Here is a 22,633-nt window from a genome sequence, read left to right as displayed (position 1 = left end):
ACTTCACTTAGAATATAGCCATCTTCTTTAACGCAAGCTTCAATACATCCTCAGTCGTATCACCGTCTTTAACCTCGATATCTTTTACAGCCTTATAGGCTTCACTGCTTGAATAACCGAGTGATACAAGTGCTTCCACAACCTCGGATGCGACAGAGCTTACACCGGTATTATCTGCTTCTATGGAAGCTATACCGTCTATATCCACCTTTTCTTTAAGTTCAAGGATTATCTTTTTTGCAATCTTTACTCCTACACCTACAGCCGCACTGATAGCCTTGTGATCTTCAGATACTATTGCCATCTTAAGGTCAAAGCCGCTTAATGTGGACATAATGCTTAGAGCCGCCTTCGGTCCCACTCCGCTTACACTGATAAGCTTTTTAAACATATCCATATCGTCCTTATTCAAAAAGCCGTAAAGCGTGTGCGCATCCTCTGAAATCCTCAAATATGTATGTATAAGTACTTCACCGCCCTTTGACAGCTTATCAATATCTCTGCCCGTAGCGAAAATATCATATCCGATTCCGCCACACTCCACTACCACGGTATTTATATTCTTTTCAGTTACAATTCCTTTTATATATGCAATCATAGTTCTTCCTAAAATCTGCTACATTTATTTTCTTCTTTATTTTATCATAACATACTACAGGATTATAAATCAATTGAAATCGAACATACTTTCGTGATTTCTTGATTTACCTATAAATAACTATTATAATATAGATATGAAAGAGATAACAAAGAAATTTAAAAATAATATAAAATACGATTTATCAAAAATCGGTGATGTCAAAAGGCTGCTGTTTTTTGATATAGAAACTACCGGACTCAGTCCCAAAAACTCAAACCTCTATCTTATAGGCAGCATAAATATCGATAATGATACTGTTATATTCAAGCAGTGGTTTTGTGAGAGCCTCTCCGATGAAACCGCCGTGCTGCAAGCTTTTTTTGAATATGCCGCAGACTTTGATACACTGATAAATTTCAACGGTGACGGCTTTGATTTGCCTTATATCAGAGAATGTTCAAAGCAGTACTATCTGTTTAATCCGCTTGAAACCTACAAAAGTCTTGATATCTACAAAGAGGTAAGATATTTAAAAAAGCCTCTCGGACTTGAGAGAATGAACCAAAAGTCCTTGGAAGAGTTTCTGGGGCTTTACAGAGAGGATAAGTATGACGGAGGTACGCTTATAAGGTTTTACTACGACTATATAAACAGTCGTGATGAAAAAATTCTTCATCTTTTACTCTTACACAATGAAGAGGATTTACTTGGTATGCTTAAGGTCGTTGAGATGCTCTCCTTTGTGGATTTTTTCAATTCGGATTTTACACTCTCGGATATAAAAAAGAATGAGGACTTTCTCACGCTTTATTATACCTGCAACGAGTACCTTGATTATAAACTAAGCATTGAAGATGAAATATTTTTAAACGCTTCAGAGAATAAACTTATACTTGATATTCCCATACTGAAGTCTGAGCTGAAGTTTTTCTTTGAGAACTACAAAGACTACTATTATCTGACAATTGAAGACTACGCCGTACATAAAAGTATAGGTGAATTTGTAGATAAGAGTGTAAAAAAGAAAGCCACAAAACAAACCGCCTATATAAAGCAAGTTGCCGAGTATATTCCATGTTTTAATACAGGATTAATTGGTGAAATCTTTAGAAAAGAATATAAATCTAAAGAAAAATATATAAATTTAGCAAAGCTTGATTTTTCAGACAAGGTCTTTTTCAGAGAGTATGCCATCGAAATGCTCAAACAATTCAAACTTTTAAAACAATGATTGGATTATTCAGAAAATTGATATAAAAATTTACAAATACAGCCTCTAATTTATAAAACCCTTATAAAATCAGATTATAAGGGTTTTATATTACTTTTAATTGTATATCTCAAACAATTTTTAATAAGACATAAATATTTTTTAGTATAAATATGGGTGTTTCAGCATCCATCTCATATAGGCCAAAGCCTTCTTTTCTCCCTCATTCTTATTTATAAGAAGAATCTTTTCAAGCAAAGCTCTTGTATCCTTATGTATATCCATATAGTCTTTTCTTTTACTGTAATAATTCCAAGGAACGTCTGTTGTATATTCACTTCCCGAGTACACTCTTGAGGCCGCTATTCTGTCACAGCACATCTCAAGCACGTATTTTAAAGGCATTTTCATGCCCTGAAGGCCGTCTTTCATATCTTTTCCGTAGTCAATCCAGTACTCGAAGTGGTGTTTATTTCTGCCTTTGTGATGTAACCAGGAGCTTGAATATCCCTTTTCAAGCTTCTCTGCAGAGTTCGGACTCTTGTCACCTTGGTAATATTTGATACCGATTAAGAACTCTTCCGGCGAGTATTTGCTTAAATCGTGTAGTAAACCTTGCTTAATTAAGCCAATTTTAAAACAAAGGTCCATTACAGTTAGCTTATGTTTATTTATTGTCTTTAAATGATTAAATACACTGTTATTATGCATAAATATCTATCTCCTCTAATTAAAATATTTGACAATACATACATTCTATGGTAACATAATATTGCAGATAAAAATTACCACTAGAATGCTTGATGATAGAAAGTTTTACTTTCATCAAAACAAAGAACGACTTATAATTATCCCTGAATCGGATTATTGAGCCTATAATCTTGCAAGCTATTTAACTTTTTTCTGTAGTTACACTTATTTATTTGGAGGCATTATTATGAACAGAGGTACAGTTAAGTGGTTTAATAACCAGAAAGGTTACGGTTTCATCTCAGATGAAGGTGGAAACGATGTATTCGTACATTTTTCTGATTTAAACATGGACGGATTTAAGACTCTTAATGAAGGCAACTCAGTCGAGTATGATTTGACAGAGGGTGCCAAGGGTCCGCAGGCTGTAAATGTTACAGTCGTTAGGTAATCATATATGTTTAAAGAGCTCTTTACAGAGCTCTTTTTTATTTCCACTACCACATTGTAACTACTTTGATGTAGCTTTCCTTAACATATCCTCAAGCTCATTTACCTTAAACTCATATGCTTTATTACAAAAATGACACTTTACCTCTATAGGCTTACCATCGTCTATCATTTCTTTGAGTTCTTTTTCTCCCACACTTATAAGTGCCTTTTCTATTCTTTCTTTATTGCAGTTGCACTTAAATGAAAGGTCAAGACTTTCAGTAAACTCAAGCTCCATATCACCCAGGATATGCTTTAATATATCATTTGGCGACATTCCCTCACTAAGCATTGTTGTAACCGGACTTAAGCCGTTTATCTTTTCTTCCAGTTTATCTATTACCTCGTCAGGACATCCCGGCATAAGCTGTATTATAAATCCGCCTGACGCCTTTATAGTGTTGTCCTTATTTAACAGCACTCCAAGACCTACACTTGACGGAGTCTGCTCGCTTGTCGCGTAGTAGTATGTCAAATCCTCAGCTATCTCACCTGATAGCAGCGCAACCTGACCTACATACGGTTCTTTCATGCCTGTATCCATTATTACACTCATAAGTCCGACACCGATAGCCTCAGCCACATCAAGCTTTCCCTTGGCATTGGCAGGTATAAGCACTGTAGGATTGAAAGGATATCCTTTCACCTCTCCATGATTGTTTGCAGTGGCAATCACTCCGCCAAGCGGACCGTCACCTTCTATCTTCAGTGTAAGAAGGTCCTTTTCCCCCTTCATCATACTTCCCATCATTGCGGCTGCCGTAAGCATTCTGCCAAGTGCCGCTGTGGCTACAGGTGATGTGTTGTGGTCGTCTTTCGCCTCTTCAACCAAATCCCTTGTAGTTGCTGCAAACGCTCTTATATAGCCGTTTGCCGCTGTGGCTTTCACCATATAATCTTTCATTTATTTACCCTTCTCTCTAACTACAAAAAGTATCCTCTCCGTACTCTCACTTACAGACTTTTGATTATCCGCATCCACATAGCTCTCAAGCACCATTTTGCTTGCTTCTATAGCGGATACTATCTCTTCAAATGTGAATGCCTTTTGTACATGTCTCTCTTCAAACCTCTGATATGTATTTCCTTCAAGCTTTATAAACAGATTCAAATCATATTCATTTATCCTTTTTTCACTGTCATATGAGTTTTCCCATATAAAGCCCGCCATATCTCTTACTTCCGCAAAAGTATTGTCACCCAGTATATTTTTATACTTATATACAGTATTCATATCAAAGATAAACAGACCGCCCGGATCGAGATAATTGTTCACAAGCGCAAACACTTTTTTCAAATCCTTCAGACTTTGTATATAGTTTAAACTGTCACATCTTGAGACTACGGCCCTTACCGTACCGTAAAGTTCAAACTCTCTCATGTCCTGACATAAGTACAATATATCATTTCCGGACTCGTATTTTTTCTCGGTTGCAACCTCCAGCATATCGTATGAATTATCTATACCGATCATATCATAGCCGCTGTTTGCAAGACTCTCTGTTATAGTACCTGTTCCGCAACCCAGATCACATATAAGTCCGTCATATATATTTTCAGCCTGTAATATATCTTTTATCTGCTTTACCCATTTTTCATAGGGTACATTATCCATGAATAAGTCATATACTTTTGCAAAGTTTGTATACTGTTCCATTATTTATCCTTAAAATTTTAGGTGACAGTCAAACCGCCACCTAAAATGCTACCTCTATTTAGTTTTTACCGCAGCAGAACTTGTACTTCTTGCCGCTTCCGCAAGGACAAGGATCGTTTCTGCCGACTTTCTTTTCTTTTACTACAGTTCCGCTCTTCTTTTGAGCCTTATAAAGTTCTTTTCTCTTATCTTCACTCAAAAGGCTGTCCCACTGCGGTAAGTTGTAAAGCCAATCCGCTTTAGCTTCCACCATATTGTAGTAGAGCTTTTCAAGGTCGATATCAAGACTGATTGTAGTATCCTCTTTCATCTCTTCAATAGGATTAGGCTTGTTTAGTGAATCATTTATTCCGTCTAAGAAGCCTGTGATAGTCTCTATATCAGTATCAAATTTTGCCGCCAACTCAGCTACAGTGCAAGTGATAACATCCTTAGGGTTACAAAGAATCTTTTCATAGATTCCTTTTTCCACCAAGAAGTAATTCTTCCAAATCTCTTCTTTTTGTTTATTATCTGTTGCATCTCCGTAAGCTTTATTTCTCCAATTTTCCAATAAGGTCATTGTTATTTCCCCTTTTTTCTTAAACTTGATTAGTTATTATATACTAAAAACCTCTTAAAAGCAAGCTAACGGATTTTGGTTGAAAACAATCATATAATCATTGTATAATTTGTATAGTTAGTACTACCTTACTAGCTTGTATTTTATTCAATACATCGAAAATACCTCTTGCCATTTTCTAAGATATATATTAGAATGGCATCAAGTAAGAGAAACATATAAATTTTAGGAGGAAAATTCAATGGCATATACAATTACAGATAAGTGCGTTAGTTGCGGAACTTGTGAGGGAGAGTGTCCTGTAGGAGCTATTTCACAGGGAGATACACAGTACAACATCGATGCTGATGCTTGCATCGACTGCGGAACTTGTGCTTCAGTTTGCCCAACAGAGGCTATTATAGCTTAATTATTACTTGCTCAGGTAATAATTGCTTATCATAAGATAAGGATCTGCTTTGCAGGTCCTTTTTTATTGTCAAAATATTTTTGTGTACAAAAAAGCGAGACAAATTATCTCGCCATATTTACAAACTTTGTTATGTCCGGCTTCCATACAAGATTTATAGTGCCTATTGCACCGTTTCTTTGCTTTGCAATAATTACTTCAGCTTCATTGGGATGCTCGGTATCTTTATTGTAGTAGTCATCTCTGTATAGAAACATAACGACATCGGCGTCCTGCTCTATAGCTCCCGACTCTCTAAGGTCTGAAAGCATGGGTCTGTGATCGGGCCTTGTCTCACAGGCTCTTGAAAGCTGTGACAATGCAATCACAGGAGCTTTCATCTCTCTTGCCAACGCTTTAAGGCTTCTTGAAATATCTGAAATTTCCTGCTGTCTGCTTACATTTGATTTGCCGCTTCCACTCATCAGCTGCAAGTAGTCAATTATTATAATATCAAGCCCCTTTTCAAGCTTCATCTTCCTACACTTTGACCTGAGTTCATTTATGGAAATACCCGGAGTATCATCAATAGCAAGCGTGGAAGAACCTACGCTTACAGCACCGGCTATAAGGCTGCTCCAGTCATTGTCGTTAAGATTACCTGTACGAAGTTTTTGCGAGTCCACATTGCTCTCCATACTCAAAAGTCTGTTGACAAGCTGCTCGGCACTCATCTCAAGTGAAAATACCATGCAGGATATTTTCTTTTTCATAGTGATATTCTGTACTATATTCAGCACAAATGCGGTCTTTCCCATAGAAGGTCTGGCGGCAACCAAGACAAGATCTGAAGGTTGCAACCCGCTTGTCTTATAATCCAAATCGATAAAGCCTGTAGGAATACCGGTAACAGTCTCACTGTTTTTTGATGCGGCTTCAATCTTATCCAGCACATTCAGCACAACTTCATCTATAGGCACTATATCCTTAGTCTCTTTAGTCTCCAAAAGCTTAAATATTTCATTTTCAGTCTTTGCAAACAGCTCATCGACACTCTTTTCACCGATATAGCAATCATTTACTATATCCTGTGACACCCTTATAAGCTTCCTTAAATTTGACTTGTCCTTCACTATCTTGGAATAATTCTTTATATTTGCCGAGGTAGGCACCGAGTCCATTATTCCTCTGAAAAAATCAAGGCTCGTTATATCGGGAGGCACCTGCTTTTCAAGCAATTTGTTTTGAATAAGTACCAGGTCTATCGGCTTTCCCTCATTGAAAAGTTCCACCATACATTCAAATACCAGACCGTATGCCTTGCTGTAAAAATCCTTTCCTTCAAGCATCTCTATAGCGGTTGCCGTAGTTTCTTTATCAAGCAGCATAGAGCCGAGAACAGCTTTCTCGGCGTCCATACTGTTGGGCATCACCCTGTTAACCGGAACTTCTTCCATTATTCTTCTCCAACTTTTACATTTAAGTTAGCTGTAACATCCTTGTGCAGCTTTACCTTTACCTCGTGATTTCCGAAAGTCTTTATAGGCTCACCTATAACAAGCTTCTTCTTATCTATTTCAAGACCGAGCTGCTCCTTTATAGCCTCCTCAATCTCCTTTGAAGACACAGAACCGAAGGCTCTTCCGTCCTTTCCGCCCTTTATTGTCAAAGATATGCTCGCTTCATTAAGTTTTGCAGCAAGTTCCTTTGCAGCCTCAAGCTTTTCTTTTGCTATCTTTTCCTCGTTTGCCTTTTGTAACTTTAATGTATTTAAGTTCACATTATTGGCTTCCACACCTTTTTTCTTAGGTATAATAAAGTTTCTGGCATAGCCTTCACTTACTTCTACTATTTCTCCCTTTTTTCCTAAAGATTTTACATCTTCCAATAACACAACCTTCATTATATTTCACCTCTCTCAATCAATTCCTTCAAAACCTTCTTTACAAGATTCTTAGCATCTTCTATACTTCCCTCTTTTATCTGTGCTCCGGCAACGGAGCGATGCCCTCCGCCTCCAAGCTTCTCCATGATTGTTTGTACATTTACTTCATCCATGGATCTTGCACTTATATATATGACATCATTATATAATGTCAAAACAAAACTTGCCTTTATTCCTTTTATATTCAAAAGGTCATTTGCAGCTTGAGCACATACCAAAGTAGGTGATGCCGTATTTGCGGAGTCACATTCGCTTATAGCATAATAATTTTCATATATCTCCGCATTATGTATAGCCTCAGCCTTAGCAAGGTAATCTGCGGCATCCTCTCTGAACATCTTTCTGACTCTTGTAACATCCGCGCCGCTTCTCTTCAAAAATGCGGCGGCTTCAAAGGTTCTTACACCTGTTTGAACATTGAAATTTTGTGTATCTATAACAATGCCCGCATACATCGCATCGGCTTCCAAAGTCTTGAGCTTAATATCATCCGATATATACTGTACTATCTCAGACACCATCTCACAAGCAGACGATGCAAATGTCTCCACATATGACAGTGTGGCATTTGTGATAATTTCAGAACTCTGCCTGTGGTGGTCAAGTACCACTATATTCTTTGCCTTCTTTAAAAGCGAAGGCCCCTCCGTTATACTCGGTCTGTTAACATCCACTACCACTACCAAAGAGTCGTTTGTCAGACTGTTCAGTGCTTTTTCTTCAGACATAAACAAATCTTCAGGGTACTCAGGCGCCTTAAACTTTTCTATCATAGGCCTTACAGACGGATTTACATCACTTCTTAGTATATATGCCTTTTTATTAAGATGTGTGGCTATTCTCCAAATACCTATTGCAGCACCGAAAGCATCCATATCAAGCATCTTATGTCCCATTATGATGACCTTATCCTTATTCTCAAGCAGTTCTTTGAATGCATGAGCCTTTACTCTGGCTTTTACTCTGGTCTGCTTTTCCACAGTCTGAGCTTTGCCGCCGAAGTACCTGATATCATCCTCAGTCTTTACCACGGCCTGATCTCCGCCTCTTCCAAGCGCCATATCCATAGCCATTCTTGCAAGTTCATAGTTTCTTGCAAGATTCTCACTTCCGTATCCTATACCGATACTCAAAGTGATACTCATTTCATTGCCGATATTTACAGTCTTTACATCCTCCAAGATGTCAAACCTGACGCTTATTGCCGAGTCCAGATCTCCCTTTTTTATAATGAAGAAAAACTTATCCTTTTCAAGTTTTTTTACAATACCGTTGAATCCGTTTATATACTGATTTATCTTTCTGTCAATCAGAGCCTCCAAAAGTGAGCGTCTTACCTCTTCCACACTTTCCATAGCCTCATCGTAGTTGTCCATATACATAAGTCCGACTACAAATTTTGAATTTTCCTTTTGAATCCTAAGATCAACCAAGTCAGTCTCATCAAAAAGACAGACAGTATAAACAAATGATTCTTCTATATATAATCTTGTTATTCTGATCCTGTATTTCTTACCTTGATATTCACCGTGAAAATCCGCCTTGTCGGAAATATTTTCTATATCCGAAGGTGTGATATTTTCAAACATTGCATGAATATCCTTTTTTGAAAGCCTGTCCTTTTGCACAAGTCCGTTAAAGGCTCTGTTTCTCCACGCAATGATCCCCTTTTTATCCATCAGGGCATACGGTATATCAAGATCCTGTGAAAATATATTCTGCGTATTTTCACTTGCCATAGAATACTCCACCATATAGTTTGACATATTTTTAGATAATCTGATATACCATATGGCAATGTAGGCTATTGCCAACAGTGCAAGTAAAAAAATTATTGCACCACAGCCTTTACCCGGTGCAACAAGTAATATTACAAGTAAAAATACCAAGACTATAAGCGAATAACTTATATTCTTTACTAATAGTGCTTTTGTATTTTTTTTATTTTTCATAGCATCTCCATTGTATCAAAATAATGTCTTAATTCATATAAGACAAAACTCTTATACTTTCATTAAGAAAGCTCAGTCTGATTATATCAGGAAAACTCCAATCTATCAAGCTTAGTAAAATTATATAGAACGCAAACAGGGGCTGTTTACACAGCCCCCAAAAAACTTCATTATATAAATTTCACACTCAACAAATTATACATTTACGTCTGCTGCCCCTTCAAGCAACATTGCTTCATACTTTCCGATGACTGTCTCTGAAATAAGTTCTCTTGTCTGAGAATTTATAGGATGTGCGATATCTCTGTACTCGCCATCTGCCGCCATTCTGCTTGGCATAGCAATAAATAATCCTTTTTCACCTTCAATCACCTTAATATCGTGAATAACAAACTCATTATCCAAAGTGATAGAAACAACAGCCTTCATCTTACCTTCTTTATCAATTCTTCTAACTCTGACATCAGTAATCTGCATTATTTGAATCCCCCCCTTAGTCTCCTTATAGAGTGTATCTTTCGTTTTTTTCTATTACTATTTTGATCTGCTCTGCTGTCCCAATATAAGTCGAATTTGCACGTATTGTATCACGGCTCTCTACGATACAATTTTCAATAACTGTATTGTCGCCGATGTATACATCATTCAAAATAACAGAATTCCTAATTATACAACCGTTTCCTACGTACGATTTATTAAAAAGAACTGAGTTTTCAACTGTACCGTTTATGATACAGCCACTTGCAATAAGTGAATTTGACACCTTAGCCCCCGGATTATACTTCGCCGGCGGCAAATCGTCAACCTTAGAATAAATGCCGGGATATTCTACAAAGAAATGATCCCTCACCTCCTTCTTAAGAAAGTCCATATTAGTCTTATAATACGATTCTACCGAAGCTATATTGCTCCAATATGTATTAAGCTTATATGCATAAATTCTTTTTAAATTCTTGTATCTGATCAAGATATCTTTTACGAAGTCATATCTGTCCTCCGCTATGCTTCTCTCAATCAATTCAATAAGCTGTCTCCTTCTGATAATATAAATACCACAAGATATATTTACAGAATCTGTAACTATCGGTTTTTCCTCAAAACTGACTATTCTTCCGTCATCATTTATTGAAACCATACCGAATCTCGTCAAATCTTCTGTATCATTCGCTTTCTTGCATACTACAGTAATATCTGCCTTCTTTTCTATATGATACTCCAATACTTTATTATAGTCAAGTTTATATACACCGTCACCTGCACATATAATAACATACGGCTCATGAGATCTTTTTAAAAAAATCAGATTTTGGTAAAGCGCATCTGCAGTACCTCTATACCAATCTGAACTCTCAGCGGTAATAGTCGGTGTAAAAACAAACAATCCACCTTGTTTTCTTCCAAAATCCCACCACTTTGATGAACTTAAATGTTCGTTTAGAGATCTTGAATTATACTGTGTAAATACAGCCACTTTCTGTACATGTGAATTTGACATATTGCTGAGTGCAAAATCTATACTTCTATAGCTTCCGGCGATAGGCATTGCAGCAATAGCCCTCTTGTTGGACAGTTCTTTCATTCTCTTTGAGTTTCCACCCGCCAATACTATTCCTATTGCTCTCATAACCTGCCACCTACCTTTACAATGAAGTCACCGCTTAAAAGTTTCTTATCCACATAATCATCTATGGTTGTATTTCCCAAAATAGCCGTGTTTTTACCGATAACCACGCCATCAGGGATATTTGTTTTTTCTCCAATAACTGCCAGATCACAATTATATACTTTTTTATCGTAATTGCTTTCACAATAATCGAAAGCACCTATCTCGCAATCTTTTCCAACTACAGAATTCTCAGCGATAATAGCCTTATTTATCTTGGAGTTTGCTCCTATTCTACTACCTTTCATAACTATGGAGTCGTTAACTACAGCCCCCTCTTCAATAACAACCCCGGCACCTATAACCGAGTTGTTGACTTCTCCATAAATTTCAACACCTTCTCCGATGATACTCTTATTTATAGTAGAAGTAGCCGATATATACTGTGGAGTGATAATATCTCCCTTTGTATATATCTTCCAGTATTCTTCATAAAGGTTGAACTCCGGTATAATATCTACAAGTTCCATATTGGCTTCCCAATATGATTCAAGAGTACCTACGTCTTTCCAATAGCCGTTATACTCATAGCTGAAAATTCTTCCGCCGTTATTAAAAACATGAGGAATAATATGTTTACCAAAATCACATCCGGCTACATTTGACAATTCTATCAAAGAATCCCTAAGCGCCTTCCATGAGAAAATATATATACCCATAGAAGCAAGATTTGATCTCGGATGTTTAGGTTTCTCTTCAAACTCCGTCACTCTGCTATGTTCATCGGTTATCAATATTCCAAATCTTGATGCCTCCTCCATCGAAACAGGCATAGCTGCTATAGTCACGTCTGCATTATTTGCTTTATGATAATCAAGCATTACCTCATAGTCCATCTTATATATATGATCACCCGAAAGTATCAAAACATAATCAGGATTATAACTCTCCATATATTCAAGATTCTGGTAAATTGCATTGGCAGTTCCTGAATACCAGTCACTACCTGAAGCATTTTCATACGGCGGTAAAACGGTTACGCCACCCATATTCCTATCCAAATCCCACGGAATACCTATTCCTATGTGGGTATTCAGTCTCAGAGGTTGGTACTGAGTCAAGACTCCAACCGTATCAACACCTGAGTTGATACAATTGCTCAATGGAAAATCTATAATCCTGTACTTACCACCAAACGAAACTGCCGGTTTTGCTACATTATGTGTCAGTACACCAAGACGACTGCCTTGACCTCCTGCCAACAACATAGCTATCATTTCCTTTTTAATCATGTACACACCTCGTTGCCTAATGCTAATTCCTTATGTTTACATTTAGAATTATAGCATAAATTTACTCGATTGTGAATAAAAGATTTTATTTTAACACGATTTTTTCTAAGTTTTAGCGAAATTTCATATTCAATCTATATACTTACCTTTCAATTATTCAATACAGAGATTCTCAATAAAAATTGCACAAATTTTTCAAATAATTTTTGTTAGATTTCACCAGAGCATTTATATCGTATAAAACACAAAATAATATCCGTTCTTAAGTTGTCGAAACAAAGTCTTTTATGCTATAATTAGATGTTACTAAATCTATGCCTAAGTGGTATTAAGGAGGAAATCTAATGAAGCTGACAACAGTGAGAGAAATATACAAAAACAGGGATAAGTATATTGACAGTGAAATCACAATCGGTGGATGGGTAAGAAGCAACAGGGATTCAAAGTCATTTGGCTTTTTAGTTATAAGTGATGGAAGTTATTTTGAACAAATACAGGTCGTATACCATGATACACTTCCCGAATTCAATAAATTGACAAAGATAAATGTCGGTGCCGCGCTCATTGTAAAGGGGATGCTTGTTGCAACTCCTAATGCAAAGCAACCGTTTGAGATTCAAGCTACACATATAGATGTAGAAGGTGAGTCAACCCCTGACTACCCTCTTCAAAAGAAAAGACATACGCTTGAGTATCTTAGAACTATTCCTCATCTTCGTCCGAGAACAAATACATTCCAGGCGGTATTCAGAGTAAGATCTCTTATCGCATATGCAATACATAAGTTCTTCCAGGAAAGAGACTTTGTATATGTACATACTCCAATAATTACAGGAAGTGATGCGGAGGGTGCAGGCGAGATGTTTCGAGTCACAACTCTTGATCCTAAGGATATACCTTTTAATAAAGACGGCAGTGTGGACTTTTCACAGGACTTTTTCGGTAAGGAAACCAACCTTACAGTTTCAGGACAGTTAAACGGTGAGACATTTGCTATGGCATTCAGAGATATCTACACCTTCGGTCCTACATTCAGAGCTGAAAATTCAAATACTACAAGACATGCTGCGGAGTTTTGGATGATTGAGCCTGAGTTTGCTTTCGGCGACCTTAACGACAATATGGATTTGGCTGAAAGTATGTTAAAATATATAATAAACTATGTTCTTGAAAATGCGGCACCTGAGATGGAGTTTTTCAATCAGTTTGTTGACAAGGGACTTTTGGAAAGATTACACCATGTTGCAGAGTCCGACTTCGGCAGAATTACATATACCGAAGCTGTTGAAATACTTGAAAAGAACAATGACAACTTCGAATACAAAGTTTCATGGGGATGTGACCTTCAGACTGAGCACGAGCGTTACCTTACAGAGCAGGTATTTAAAAAGCCTATCTTTGTGACAGATTATCCTAAGGCAATCAAGGCATTCTATATGAAGGAAAACGAGGACAAAAAGACTGTAGCCGCTATGGACTGTTTGGTTCCGGGAATAGGTGAGATAATGGGCGGAAGCCAAAGAGAGGATGACTATAATAAGCTTTTAGCAAGAATAGAGGAACTCGGTATGGATAAAAAAGACTATGACTTCTATCTTGACCTCAGAAAATACGGTTCCACCAGACATTCAGGCTTCGGTCTCGGATTTGAACGTTGCGTTATGTATCTTACAGGAATGTCAAATATCAGAGACGTACTTCCATTCCCAAGAACAGTAGGCAATTGCGAATTATAATAGGGAGGTAAACTTTAGCCATATGAAATTTATACATACAGGTGATATTCATTATGGTATGAAACCTGATTCAAATAAACCTTGGGGCAAGGAAAGGGCGGACGCCGTAAAAGCTTCACTTCAAAAGATTATTGAGGTTGCAAAAAAGCGTGAAGTTGACCTTTTGCTTATCGCAGGAGACCTCTTCCACTCCCAGCCCTTCAGTCGTGATTTAAAGGAAGTCAATTTTCTTTTTTCCACAATACCTGATACAAAGGTGGTTATAATAGCCGGAAATCATGACTGCTTAAGAGAAAACAATAATATACTTACCTTTCCTTGGGCGCAGAATGTGGTTTATTTGTCCACTCCTACTATCAGCAGTGTATATTTTCCGGACATCAATACGGAAGTCTACGGCTTCTCATACCATGACAGGGAGGTAAAAGAAAATATCGTTTCAGGACTTTCTATTCGTGAAAACGACAGAATAAAGATTCTTCTTTTACATGGCGGAGATGCCACACATTTGCCGTTTGATAAAAATGAACTCAATAAGATTTCTTCATCTTATATAGCTCTTGGACATATACATAAGCATGAGGTACTTTTTGACAGGCATATGGCGTACTGCGGTTCACCGGAACCTCTTGATATGACTGAAACCGGTGACCACGGAATTTATTACGGTGAGATTGACAATGAAACCAAACTTATGAAGTCTTTTGAGTTTATAAAGATTTCAAATACTTCATATATATCGCTCACCATCAATGTGACTCCTGAGACTACCAACTCGGAGCTGCACACCTCTCTTACAGAGACTATAGACAAAAAAGGTAAACAAAATATATACAGATTCAAAATAAAGGGGCTTAGAGATCCTGATATCGAATTTGATTTGGAATCTTTAGCCTCCACACTGAGAATTGCGGAAATTATAGACGACTCCGAGCCCAAGTATGATTTTGCAAAGCTTTTTGCGGAACATCCTTCAGATATGATAGGATTTTTTATACGTGAGCTTGACAGGCCGAATATGAGCAAACTTGATAAAAAGGCGCTATACTACGGTATCAATGCACTTCTCAGAACTACTGATGAAAGGGGGAAGACATGAGACTGCTTAGCCTACATATAGACGGCTTCGGCAAATTCAAAAATAAGGATTTGACCTTCAGTGACAATATGAATATTGTCTACGGATACAATGAAGCCGGCAAATCCACTATATTTATGTTCATCAAAGCAATGCTCTACGGACTTGAAAGAGCCAAGGGCAGAGCAAGCAAAAGTGATACATGGACCAAGTTCAAACCTTGGGGCAACGGTGATATATACGGCGGAAATCTTCGCTTCTCATACCACGACAGGGCATATCGTATAGAGAGAGACTTTACAAAGACCGCCACTACCCCCTTTGCAATCATCAACGAGACTGACGGCAAACCTGTTGAGGGTGCATCCGAATTTTTAAAAGAAGTACTTTGTGGCCTTACTGAGACAGCCTACTCAAATACTGTAAGCATCTCACAGTTAAAATCCGCTACAGATGCAAAAATGGTTGTAGAGCTGAAAAACTACATTGCAAATATGAACACCACCGGAAATATGTCTTTGAACATCAATAAGGCGTCGGATTTTTTGAAAGAAAAGAAAAAGGCATTTGCCGCTACTCTAAATCCTGATGCCGCAAAGACTTATAACCAGAATCTTACTGAAATCAGGGTTTTGGAAAAGAAGATCTCCTCTCCTGAATTTTCAAGCCATTTGAAGACATTAAAAGAAGCCGATGCCATAACAGATAAAAGAATTATGGACTTGAATGCTCAAAAAGAGACTCTGATAGAGAGTATCGCCTCCAAAAGGCAACATCTTTCAGACCTCGGCTTTGTGGATAAATCCACTATAGTACAGCTTCAGGACGAACTGAACAAGGGTTACAACGACTACCTTTCAGCTTATGAGTCTGAAAAGAAGTCTATAAATAAGGTATATTCTGTGATTTTCCTGATTTTATCAATACTGAGTGTGATAATGTCTCTTTATATCTTTAAGACCGGTAAAACCAATATAATTACCGCATCCACAGGTGTAAGCTATCCTTTTGCTATGGTACTTTTCATTATCATATGCTTGGCATCTCTTATATTTGCGGCATATATCTATACCGTATACAATAAAGACAACAGGCATCTGACGGAGCTGAAGGTCAATTTGATGGCTACAATGGCAAGAGTAGGTTCATTTGACTCTATTACTGAAGAAAATATACATCGTGCCAATAAAAAGCTCAGCTCAAAGATAAGTATTTTTGATGAGATGGCTGCCGATATTGCAAAGAGTGAGGCATTGAACGTAGATATTGAAAATCTTCGTGCAAAAAAAGCCGCCTATGCCAGCGGTATCGATGCTAAAAAGCAGAACGAGTGGGAACTTGAAAAACTTATGGAAAAGCTTGCAAAGATGAAGGACGACAATGCGGCTCTCAAAAACATTATTGCAGAAAACGATAAGATAAGATTTGAGATAGATGCTATAGATCTTGCAACGGAAACTCTAAGAAACCTTTCCGAAACCATCAAAAACTCTTTCGGTCTGTATCTGAACAAAGACGCTTCAGAGCTTATTGAGGGTATTACAGGAGGCGTATATGACTCCATCTCTATCGATGAGAACTTCAACGTATTCCTTAATACACCTAACAGACTTGTTCCTATCGAACAGGCAAGCTCAGGCACTATGGATCAGGTCTATCTGGCGCTTAGAATTGCCGCCGGCAGACTTATGCAAAATCGTGCCAAGGAATTACCTTTTATATTTGATGACAGTTTTGTAAATTACGATTCAATCAGACTTAGAGCTGCACTACTATGGATTGCCAACAATGTTCCGGAGCAGATTATAGTATTCAGCTGCCATATGAGAGAAGCTCAACTTATGACGGCTACAATGCAAGATTTTAATTTAATAGAATTGTAGGGAAGTTTATGCGTTTTATCAGACAATTTCTGATTATATTATTAGTAAGTTTTTTTGGGGAAGTGCTAAAAGCAATTTTACCGCTTCCCATACCGGCAAGCATCTATGGACTGGTCATTATGCTTGCTTTACTTGTTTCAAAGAAAGTTAAATTACATCAAGTGGAAAGCGGCTCAATGTTTCTTATTGACATAATGCCGCTTATGTTCATCCCGGCTTCGGCAGGACTTATTGATGTTTGGCCAAGCTTAAAGCCTGTGCTTATACCTTTGCTTATTATGACTCTTGTTTCAACCATACTTGTAATGGCGGTTTCAGCTAAAGTGACTGAATTTGTTATAAAGTTTGATAAAAAGGTAAAAAAAGAGGAAAAACAAAGAGAGGAAGAAATAATAAAAGAAATGCAAGAGGAGGCAAAAAAGAATGACTAACTTTTTGAGTAATTCTGTATTTTTCGGTCTGTTACTATGCCTTGTATCATACCAAATAGGTGTATTTTTAAGGCAAAAGACCAAGATAGCGGCTTTTAATCCGCTGCTAATCTCTATCATTATAGTAATCTTTGTACTTGTTATATTCCATATCAAGTTTAAAGATTTTTATAACGGTTCAAAATATATAAGCTATTTGCTTACACCGGCAACTGTAGCGCTTGCTATTCCTCTTTATTCAAAGCTGACACTTTTAAAGGACAACTTTAAAGCTATTATGTCCGGCCTTATAGCAGGCGTATTGACATCACTTATCTCAATACTGGTTATGTCAATACTCTTCCACCTGAAGCATGAGTACTATGTTTCAATGTTACCGAAGTCCATTACTACCGCTATCGGTATCGGTGTATCTGAAGAGCTTGGCGGTATTTCCACTATCACTACCGCAGTCATCATTGTAACAGGTGTGTTCGGAAATGTTATGGCGGATATTGTATACAAAGTATTTAAAGTTACAAACCCTATAGCAAAGGGTATCGGCCTCGGTGCCTCAGCCCATGCTATCGGTACATCAAAGGCCCTTGAAATGGGTGCAACCGAAGGTGCTATGAGTTCACTCTCCATAGCTGTTGCAGGTATTATAACAGTTATCTTCGCTTCATTCTTTGCGAAGATTATGTAATAAAAAAGTGCCGTTTGAGAATAAACTCAAACGGCACTTTTCTTATACTGTAGCAAGTATTTCATTTATCTGTGAAACCAATGTATCACAGTCAATTCCATGTACCATACAAGCCTCTTCAAGTGTTTCCATCTGTGATGAAGGACATCCCAGGCAGTGCATACCTGCTCTCATAAGCATAGGTGCAATCAAATCATTGGTTATCAAAAGCTCACCTATTGTCATATTCTTGTTTATTGTCATAAAGACTCCTTTCTTCTTTCCTCTAATATGGAAAAATCTTTTATTCCCTTTTTTATATCACCTTCCGTCAATGAGGCAAAGCCTACCAAAACAGTTGATTTCTTTATATTCTTACCGGTATAAAAAACCGATATCGGATAAAACCTCACTCCTGCATTTACCCCGTAGTCAAGTATCTCTTTTTCACTTAAATCTTCCAAAGTCATTAAAATATGCAACCCTGAATTATTTTCTGCTACTCTCGCCTTAGGAAGGTGCTTTTTTATACTTTCTATCAAAATATCTCTTTTGATTCTGTAGTTTGTCCTCATCCTGTTCAGATGCCTCTCAAAATACCCTTCTTTTATAAATATTTCAAGTATATCCTGATCGGACCTCGGCACTGTGCATGAAAAGAAATCAAGTCTTGAACCGTACTCCTTTATAAGCTCATCCGGAAGCACCATATATGCCACTCTTATTGCAGGTGCAACCGACTTTGAAAATGTACCTATATATATAACCTTTTGAGGGTCAAGCCCCTGCATTGCAGGTATAGGTTTACCTACAAATCGAAACTCGGAGTCATAATCATCCTCTATAATATATCTGCCCGACTTTTCATAACTCCATGCAATCAGCTCTCTTCTTCTTTTTATAGGCATTATAACACCTGTAGGATATTGGTTGGCAGGCATCAAATAGCAAATATCCACCTTAACACTTTCAAGCTTGTCTATATCCATACCTTCATCATCCATATCAACGCTTATGATATCCCAATCCATAGATTCAAAAATCTTTCTTGCCTTGATATAACCGGGATTTTCAAGCGCTATATGCTTCCTTCCGAGTAAAAGCCCCAAAAGCAATATAAGATACTCACTTCCGGCACCTATTATGATGTTTTGAGGAGTACATTCCACTCTTCTTGCAGTATGCAAATAGTCCGCTATCTGTGCTCTCAGTCCGTACTCACCCTGCTTATCTCCTGCCGTGAATACATCCGAGCCGGAAAATACTTTTCTTGCAATACTTCTCCATGAAGCATACGGAAAACTCTTTGAATCGATTTTTGTCGGAGAAAAGTCAATTAAATTATCATCTTCTTTACTGTCAGTCTTACAACCTGAAAGTATGGAATGTGACCTTTCTCCGTTATCCGGTACCCTTTTTAAAATATCCATATCATCAAGCTTATTTACAATATAGCCGCTGCCGCCTCTTGACCTTAGATAGCCTTCAGCCAAAAGCTGTTCATATGCATTGACCACTGTAGTCCTTGATATCTTAAGGCTCTGTGAAAGCCTTCTTGTGGACGGAAGTTTGGTATCGGGCAAAATCTGTCCGTTTTTTATTTCATTCTTTATAAATTCATAGATTTGCTCATATATCGGGCAATCGGCTCTTAAATCTATAAGAAGCTCCATCAGTCATTCTTAGGAAGCTTGAATGAACTCTTAAGTGAAACAATCCTGTTGAATACAAGTGCATCAGGTCTTGAGTCTTTTGCATCCGCACAGAAGAATCCGTTTCTTACAAACTGGAAGCTGTCATATGCCTTGGCGTCTTTAAGACAGCTTTCAACATAGCAATTTTTCAGTATTGTAAGTGAGTTCGGATTTAGGTTAAGATTTCCGTTCTCATCAAGCTTACCCTTCTCCTCGTCAACGATATTCTCATAAAGTCTCATCTCAACATTAAGTGCGGTCTTTGCATTTACCCAATGTATTGTTCCCTTTACTTTTCTGGCATTGAATCCCGAACCTGACTTGGTTTCCGGATCATAGGTTGCATGAACTGCAATAATCTCGCCGTTTTCATCCTTTTCTACAGAAGTACAGGTCACAAAATAAGCACCCATCAGTCTTACTTCATTTCCCGGGAAAAGTCTGAAATACTTCTTTGGAGGAACTTCCATGAAGTCCTCTCTTTCGATATACAACTCTCTGCCGAATTCAATCTCTCTTTCGCCAAGCTCGGGATTTTCAAGATTATTAGGCATTGTACATAATTCAGACTGACCTTCAGGATAATTGTCTATTATAAGTTTTATAGGATCCAGTACAGCCATTATTCTGGACTTCTTAAGCTTAAGGTCTTCTCTTATACAGTATTCAAGCATTGCGGATTCTATAGATGAATCGGCCTTTGACACACCTGCAAGCTTTACAAAGTTTCTGATAGCCTCAGGAGTATAGCCTCTTCTTCTGAGTGCGGCAATTGAAACAAGTCTCGGATCATCCCATCCGTCCACTATACCGTCTTCTACAAGCTTTTTTATATATCTCTTACCTGTAACCACATTTGTAAGATAAAGCTTTGCAAACTCTATCTGCCTTGGAGGATTCTTGTACTCACATTCCCTTACGACCCAGTCATAGAGCGGTCTGTGGTCTTCAAACTCAAGTGTACAAAGACTGTGTGTAATACCCTCAATAGCGTCCTCTATAGGATGTGCAAAATCATACATCGGATAAATACACCACTTGTCACCTGTGTTGTGATGAGTCATTCTTGCCACTCTGTAGATTACAGGATCTCTCATATTGATATTAGGTGATGCCATATCTATTTTTGCACGAAGTACATGGCTTCCGTCCTCAAAAAGTCCGTTTTTCATATCCTCAAAAAGTTTTAAATTTTCTTCAACGGATCTGTTCCTATATGGACTCTCCTTACCCGGAGTCTTAAAGTCGCCTCTGTACTCTCTTATCTCATCCGCACTTAAATCGCAGACAAACGCCTTTCCCTTCTTGATAAGCATTACAGCCTTCTCATACATCTCTTCAAAATAGTTTGATGCAAAGAAGAGTCTGTCCTCAAACTCTCCTCCAAGCCACTTCACATCCTCAATTATTGAATTGACAAATTCTTCCTTTTCCTTGGTAGGATTGGTATCGTCAAATCTTAAGTTGAACTTTCCGTTATACTCTTTTGCAATATCATTGTTTAAGATAATCGACTTTGCATGACCTATATGCAAATATCCATTAGGTTCCGGAGGAAATCTGGTCTGTACATGATCAAATCTCCCGGACGCCAGGTCCTTGTCTATCTCTATCTCAATAAAATTCTTTGAAACTGTCTCAGTATTCTTAATCTCTTCCGACATAAGTTTCTCCCATCTCTTGCTTTATTAACTAAGATATCATTATATCATTGATATAAATCTATCGCAATCCCGGAGACACTTGTATACAAAAATCCCCTTTTACCGGACAATGTAAAAGGGGATAAAATATTATTCTGTAAATAAAGGTGTTGAGAAGTATCTGTCACCGCTGTCAGGTAAAAGAGCAACTATTGTCTTTCCCTCATTCTCAGGCTTCTTTGCTTCCTTGATAGCTGCAAATAATGCCGCACCTGAAGATATACCTACAAGTACACCCTCTCTTGATGCTATAAGTCTGCCGTACTCAAAAGCCTCTTCGTTCTCAACTGTGATTATCTCATCATAAATCTTTGTATTAAGTGTGTTAGGGATAAATCCTGCACCGATACCCTGAATCTTATGAGGGCCGCTCTTTCCTTCTGAAAGTACAGGTGAACCTGTAGGCTCTACAGCAATAACCTTAACATTTGGCTTTTTCTCCTTAAGGAACTCACCTACACCTGTAATAGTACCGCCTGTACCGATACCTGATATGAAGATATCAACCTCACCGTCTGTATCATTCCAGATCTCAGGACCTGTTGTAGCCTTATGTACTGCAGGGTTTGCCTGATTGTCAAACTGTGCAGGAATAAAGCTTCCTTCAATGCTTGCTGCAAGCTCCTCAGCTTTTGCAATAGCACCCTTCATTCCCTTTGAACCTTCTGTAAGCTCTATAGTAGCTCCGTAAGCCTTAAGAATGTTTCTTCTCTCAACACTCATAGTCTCAGGCATTGTAAGAATAACCTTATATCCTTTGGATGTACCTACTGAAGCAAGACCGATTCCTGTATTTCCTGATGTAGCCTCGATGATAGTTGCTCCCGGCTTTAACTTTCCTGCCTTCTCAGCCGCCTCTATCATAGCAAGTGCTATTCTGTCCTTTACGGAACCTGCCGGATTAAAGTACTCAAGCTTAACCAAAACCTTAGCCTTAAGTCCAAGCTCCTTCTCTATATTTGACACCTCCAAAAGTGGTGTGTTACCAATCAACTCGCTGCTGCTCTTATAAACTCTAGACATACAAACCTCCATTTTCTGTATTCCTGTTTTCCTACTTGTTTTATGGGTTT

23 protein-coding genes are annotated in these 22,633 nt (G+C 37.9%); 8 read left to right on the top strand and 15 right to left on the bottom strand.

Annotation, left to right across the window (positions count from 1 at the left end; genetic code table 11):
• Positions 1-7: 7 nt before the first annotated feature.
• Positions 8-598, bottom strand: a complete 591-nt coding sequence (ruvA, locus tag EHW90_RS04465) for a Holliday junction branch migration protein RuvA (protein ID WP_124951559.1) — start codon at positions 596-598, stop codon at positions 8-10.
• Between the two features lie 136 nt (positions 599-734).
• Between ruvA and EHW90_RS04460 the strand changes: the two genes are divergently transcribed.
• Complete coding sequence (locus EHW90_RS04460) at positions 735-1,811, top strand: ribonuclease H-like domain-containing protein (protein WP_124951557.1); 1,077 nt, start codon at positions 735-737, stop codon at positions 1,809-1,811.
• 141 nt (positions 1,812-1,952) lie between these two features.
• Here EHW90_RS04460 and EHW90_RS04455 read toward each other — a convergent pair whose 3' ends face one another.
• Complete coding sequence (locus EHW90_RS04455; protein WP_124951555.1) at positions 1,953-2,501, bottom strand: DUF5662 family protein; 549 nt, start codon at positions 2,499-2,501, stop codon at positions 1,953-1,955.
• A 226-nt stretch (positions 2,502-2,727) separates the two neighbouring features.
• On the opposite strand from EHW90_RS04455, the gene EHW90_RS04450 reads away from it, so the two are divergent.
• Positions 2,728-2,931, top strand: a complete 204-nt coding sequence (locus EHW90_RS04450; protein ID WP_009444455.1) for a cold-shock protein — start codon at positions 2,728-2,730, stop codon at positions 2,929-2,931.
• 60 nt (positions 2,932-2,991) lie between these two features.
• On the opposite strand, the gene hslO is transcribed toward EHW90_RS04450, so the two are convergent.
• From hslO to EHW90_RS04435, 3 genes are read right to left on the bottom strand one after another with little or no spacing between them, the layout of a single operon-like run.
• Positions 2,992-3,876 (bottom strand): Hsp33 family molecular chaperone HslO, encoded by an 885-nt coding sequence (gene hslO / locus EHW90_RS04445; RefSeq protein WP_124951553.1) that lies wholly within the window; start codon positions 3,874-3,876, stop codon positions 2,992-2,994.
• On the bottom strand, positions 3,877-4,629 hold the full coding sequence (locus EHW90_RS04440) for a class I SAM-dependent DNA methyltransferase (RefSeq protein ID WP_124951551.1): 753 nt from the start codon (positions 4,627-4,629) through the stop codon (positions 3,877-3,879). It abuts the gene before it with no gap.
• Positions 4,630-4,687: 58 nt separating this feature from the next.
• Positions 4,688-5,191, bottom strand: coding sequence for an SEC-C metal-binding domain-containing protein (locus EHW90_RS04435; RefSeq protein WP_124951549.1), 504 nt, complete (start codon positions 5,189-5,191; stop codon positions 4,688-4,690).
• A 241-nt stretch (positions 5,192-5,432) separates the two neighbouring features.
• Between EHW90_RS04435 and EHW90_RS04430 the strand changes: the two genes are divergently transcribed.
• On the top strand, positions 5,433-5,600 hold the full coding sequence (locus EHW90_RS04430; protein ID WP_009444459.1) for a DUF362 domain-containing protein: 168 nt from the start codon (positions 5,433-5,435) through the stop codon (positions 5,598-5,600).
• A gap of 104 nt (positions 5,601-5,704) precedes the next feature.
• On the opposite strand, the gene dnaB is transcribed toward EHW90_RS04430, so the two are convergent.
• The 6 genes from dnaB to EHW90_RS04400 form a co-directional block, all read right to left on the bottom strand.
• The gene (dnaB, locus tag EHW90_RS04425; protein ID WP_124951547.1) at positions 5,705-7,036 is read right to left on the bottom strand and encodes a replicative DNA helicase; all 1,332 of its coding nucleotides are present in this window, start codon (positions 7,034-7,036) and stop codon (positions 5,705-5,707) included.
• Entirely contained in the window at positions 7,036-7,482 is a 447-nt protein-coding gene (rplI, locus tag EHW90_RS04420; RefSeq protein WP_124951545.1) for a 50S ribosomal protein L9, read from the bottom strand. Before rplI ends, dnaB begins: the two co-directional genes overlap by 1 nt.
• Complete coding sequence (locus EHW90_RS04415; protein ID WP_124951543.1) at positions 7,482-9,476, bottom strand: DHH family phosphoesterase; 1,995 nt, start codon at positions 9,474-9,476, stop codon at positions 7,482-7,484. Before EHW90_RS04415 ends, rplI begins: the two co-directional genes overlap by 1 nt.
• A gap of 195 nt (positions 9,477-9,671) precedes the next feature.
• Entirely contained in the window at positions 9,672-9,953 is a 282-nt protein-coding gene (spoVG, locus tag EHW90_RS04410) for a septation regulator SpoVG (RefSeq protein ID WP_008751752.1), read from the bottom strand.
• Between the two features lie 25 nt (positions 9,954-9,978).
• A complete protein-coding gene (glgD, locus tag EHW90_RS04405; protein WP_124951541.1) occupies positions 9,979-11,100 on the bottom strand; it encodes a glucose-1-phosphate adenylyltransferase subunit GlgD in 1,122 nt (373 codons plus the stop codon).
• Positions 11,097-12,371, bottom strand: a complete 1,275-nt coding sequence (locus EHW90_RS04400; RefSeq protein WP_124951539.1) for a glucose-1-phosphate adenylyltransferase — start codon at positions 12,369-12,371, stop codon at positions 11,097-11,099. Before EHW90_RS04400 ends, glgD begins: the two co-directional genes overlap by 4 nt.
• Before the next feature lie 344 nt (positions 12,372-12,715).
• Here EHW90_RS04400 and asnS point away from each other — a divergent pair, with 344 nt between their 5' ends.
• From asnS to EHW90_RS04375, 5 genes are read left to right on the top strand one after another with little or no spacing between them, the layout of a single operon-like run.
• Positions 12,716-14,107 carry an asparagine--tRNA ligase gene (asnS, locus tag EHW90_RS04395; protein WP_124951537.1) on the top strand — a complete coding sequence of 464 codons (1,392 nt, stop codon included), beginning with the start codon at positions 12,716-12,718 and terminating at the stop codon, positions 14,105-14,107.
• Positions 14,108-14,129: 22 nt separating this feature from the next.
• The gene (locus tag EHW90_RS04390) at positions 14,130-15,206 is read left to right on the top strand and encodes a metallophosphoesterase family protein (RefSeq protein WP_124951535.1); all 1,077 of its coding nucleotides are present in this window, start codon (positions 14,130-14,132) and stop codon (positions 15,204-15,206) included.
• The gene (locus EHW90_RS04385) at positions 15,203-17,068 is read left to right on the top strand and encodes an ATP-binding protein (protein ID WP_124951533.1); all 1,866 of its coding nucleotides are present in this window, start codon (positions 15,203-15,205) and stop codon (positions 17,066-17,068) included. Before EHW90_RS04390 ends, EHW90_RS04385 begins: the two co-directional genes overlap by 4 nt.
• A gap of 8 nt (positions 17,069-17,076) precedes the next feature.
• Positions 17,077-17,499 (top strand): CidA/LrgA family protein, encoded by a 423-nt coding sequence (locus EHW90_RS04380; protein WP_124951531.1) that lies wholly within the window; start codon positions 17,077-17,079, stop codon positions 17,497-17,499.
• A complete protein-coding gene (locus EHW90_RS04375; protein ID WP_124951529.1) occupies positions 17,492-18,184 on the top strand; it encodes an LrgB family protein in 693 nt (230 codons plus the stop codon). Before EHW90_RS04380 ends, EHW90_RS04375 begins: the two co-directional genes overlap by 8 nt.
• A 42-nt stretch (positions 18,185-18,226) precedes the next feature.
• Here the strand turns inward: EHW90_RS04375 and EHW90_RS04370 are convergent, their stop codons facing one another.
• From EHW90_RS04370 to cysK, 4 genes are all read right to left on the bottom strand, one after another.
• Positions 18,227-18,427, bottom strand: coding sequence for a DUF1858 domain-containing protein (locus EHW90_RS04370; protein ID WP_009444470.1), 201 nt, complete (start codon positions 18,425-18,427; stop codon positions 18,227-18,229).
• On the bottom strand, positions 18,424-19,836 hold the full coding sequence (gene pdxR, locus EHW90_RS04365; protein ID WP_124951527.1) for a MocR-like pyridoxine biosynthesis transcription factor PdxR: 1,413 nt from the start codon (positions 19,834-19,836) through the stop codon (positions 18,424-18,426). Before pdxR ends, EHW90_RS04370 begins: the two co-directional genes overlap by 4 nt.
• On the bottom strand, positions 19,836-21,521 hold the full coding sequence (locus EHW90_RS04360) for a glutamine--tRNA ligase/YqeY domain fusion protein (protein WP_124951525.1): 1,686 nt from the start codon (positions 21,519-21,521) through the stop codon (positions 19,836-19,838). The genes pdxR and EHW90_RS04360 overlap by 1 nt, the downstream gene beginning before the upstream one ends.
• Positions 21,522-21,650: 129 nt before the next feature.
• Positions 21,651-22,583: a cysteine synthase A gene (cysK, locus tag EHW90_RS04355; protein ID WP_124951523.1), complete on the bottom strand. Its 933-nt coding sequence runs from the start codon at positions 22,581-22,583 to the stop codon at positions 21,651-21,653.
• Between the last annotated feature and the right edge of the window lie 50 nt (positions 22,584-22,633).

Origin of the sequence: Lachnoanaerobaculum orale (assembly GCF_003862485.1) — a bacterium.
Taxonomy (GTDB): domain Bacteria; phylum Bacillota; class Clostridia; order Lachnospirales; family Lachnospiraceae; genus Lachnoanaerobaculum; species Lachnoanaerobaculum orale.
This window is presented reverse-complemented; position numbering and strand designations above follow the sequence as displayed.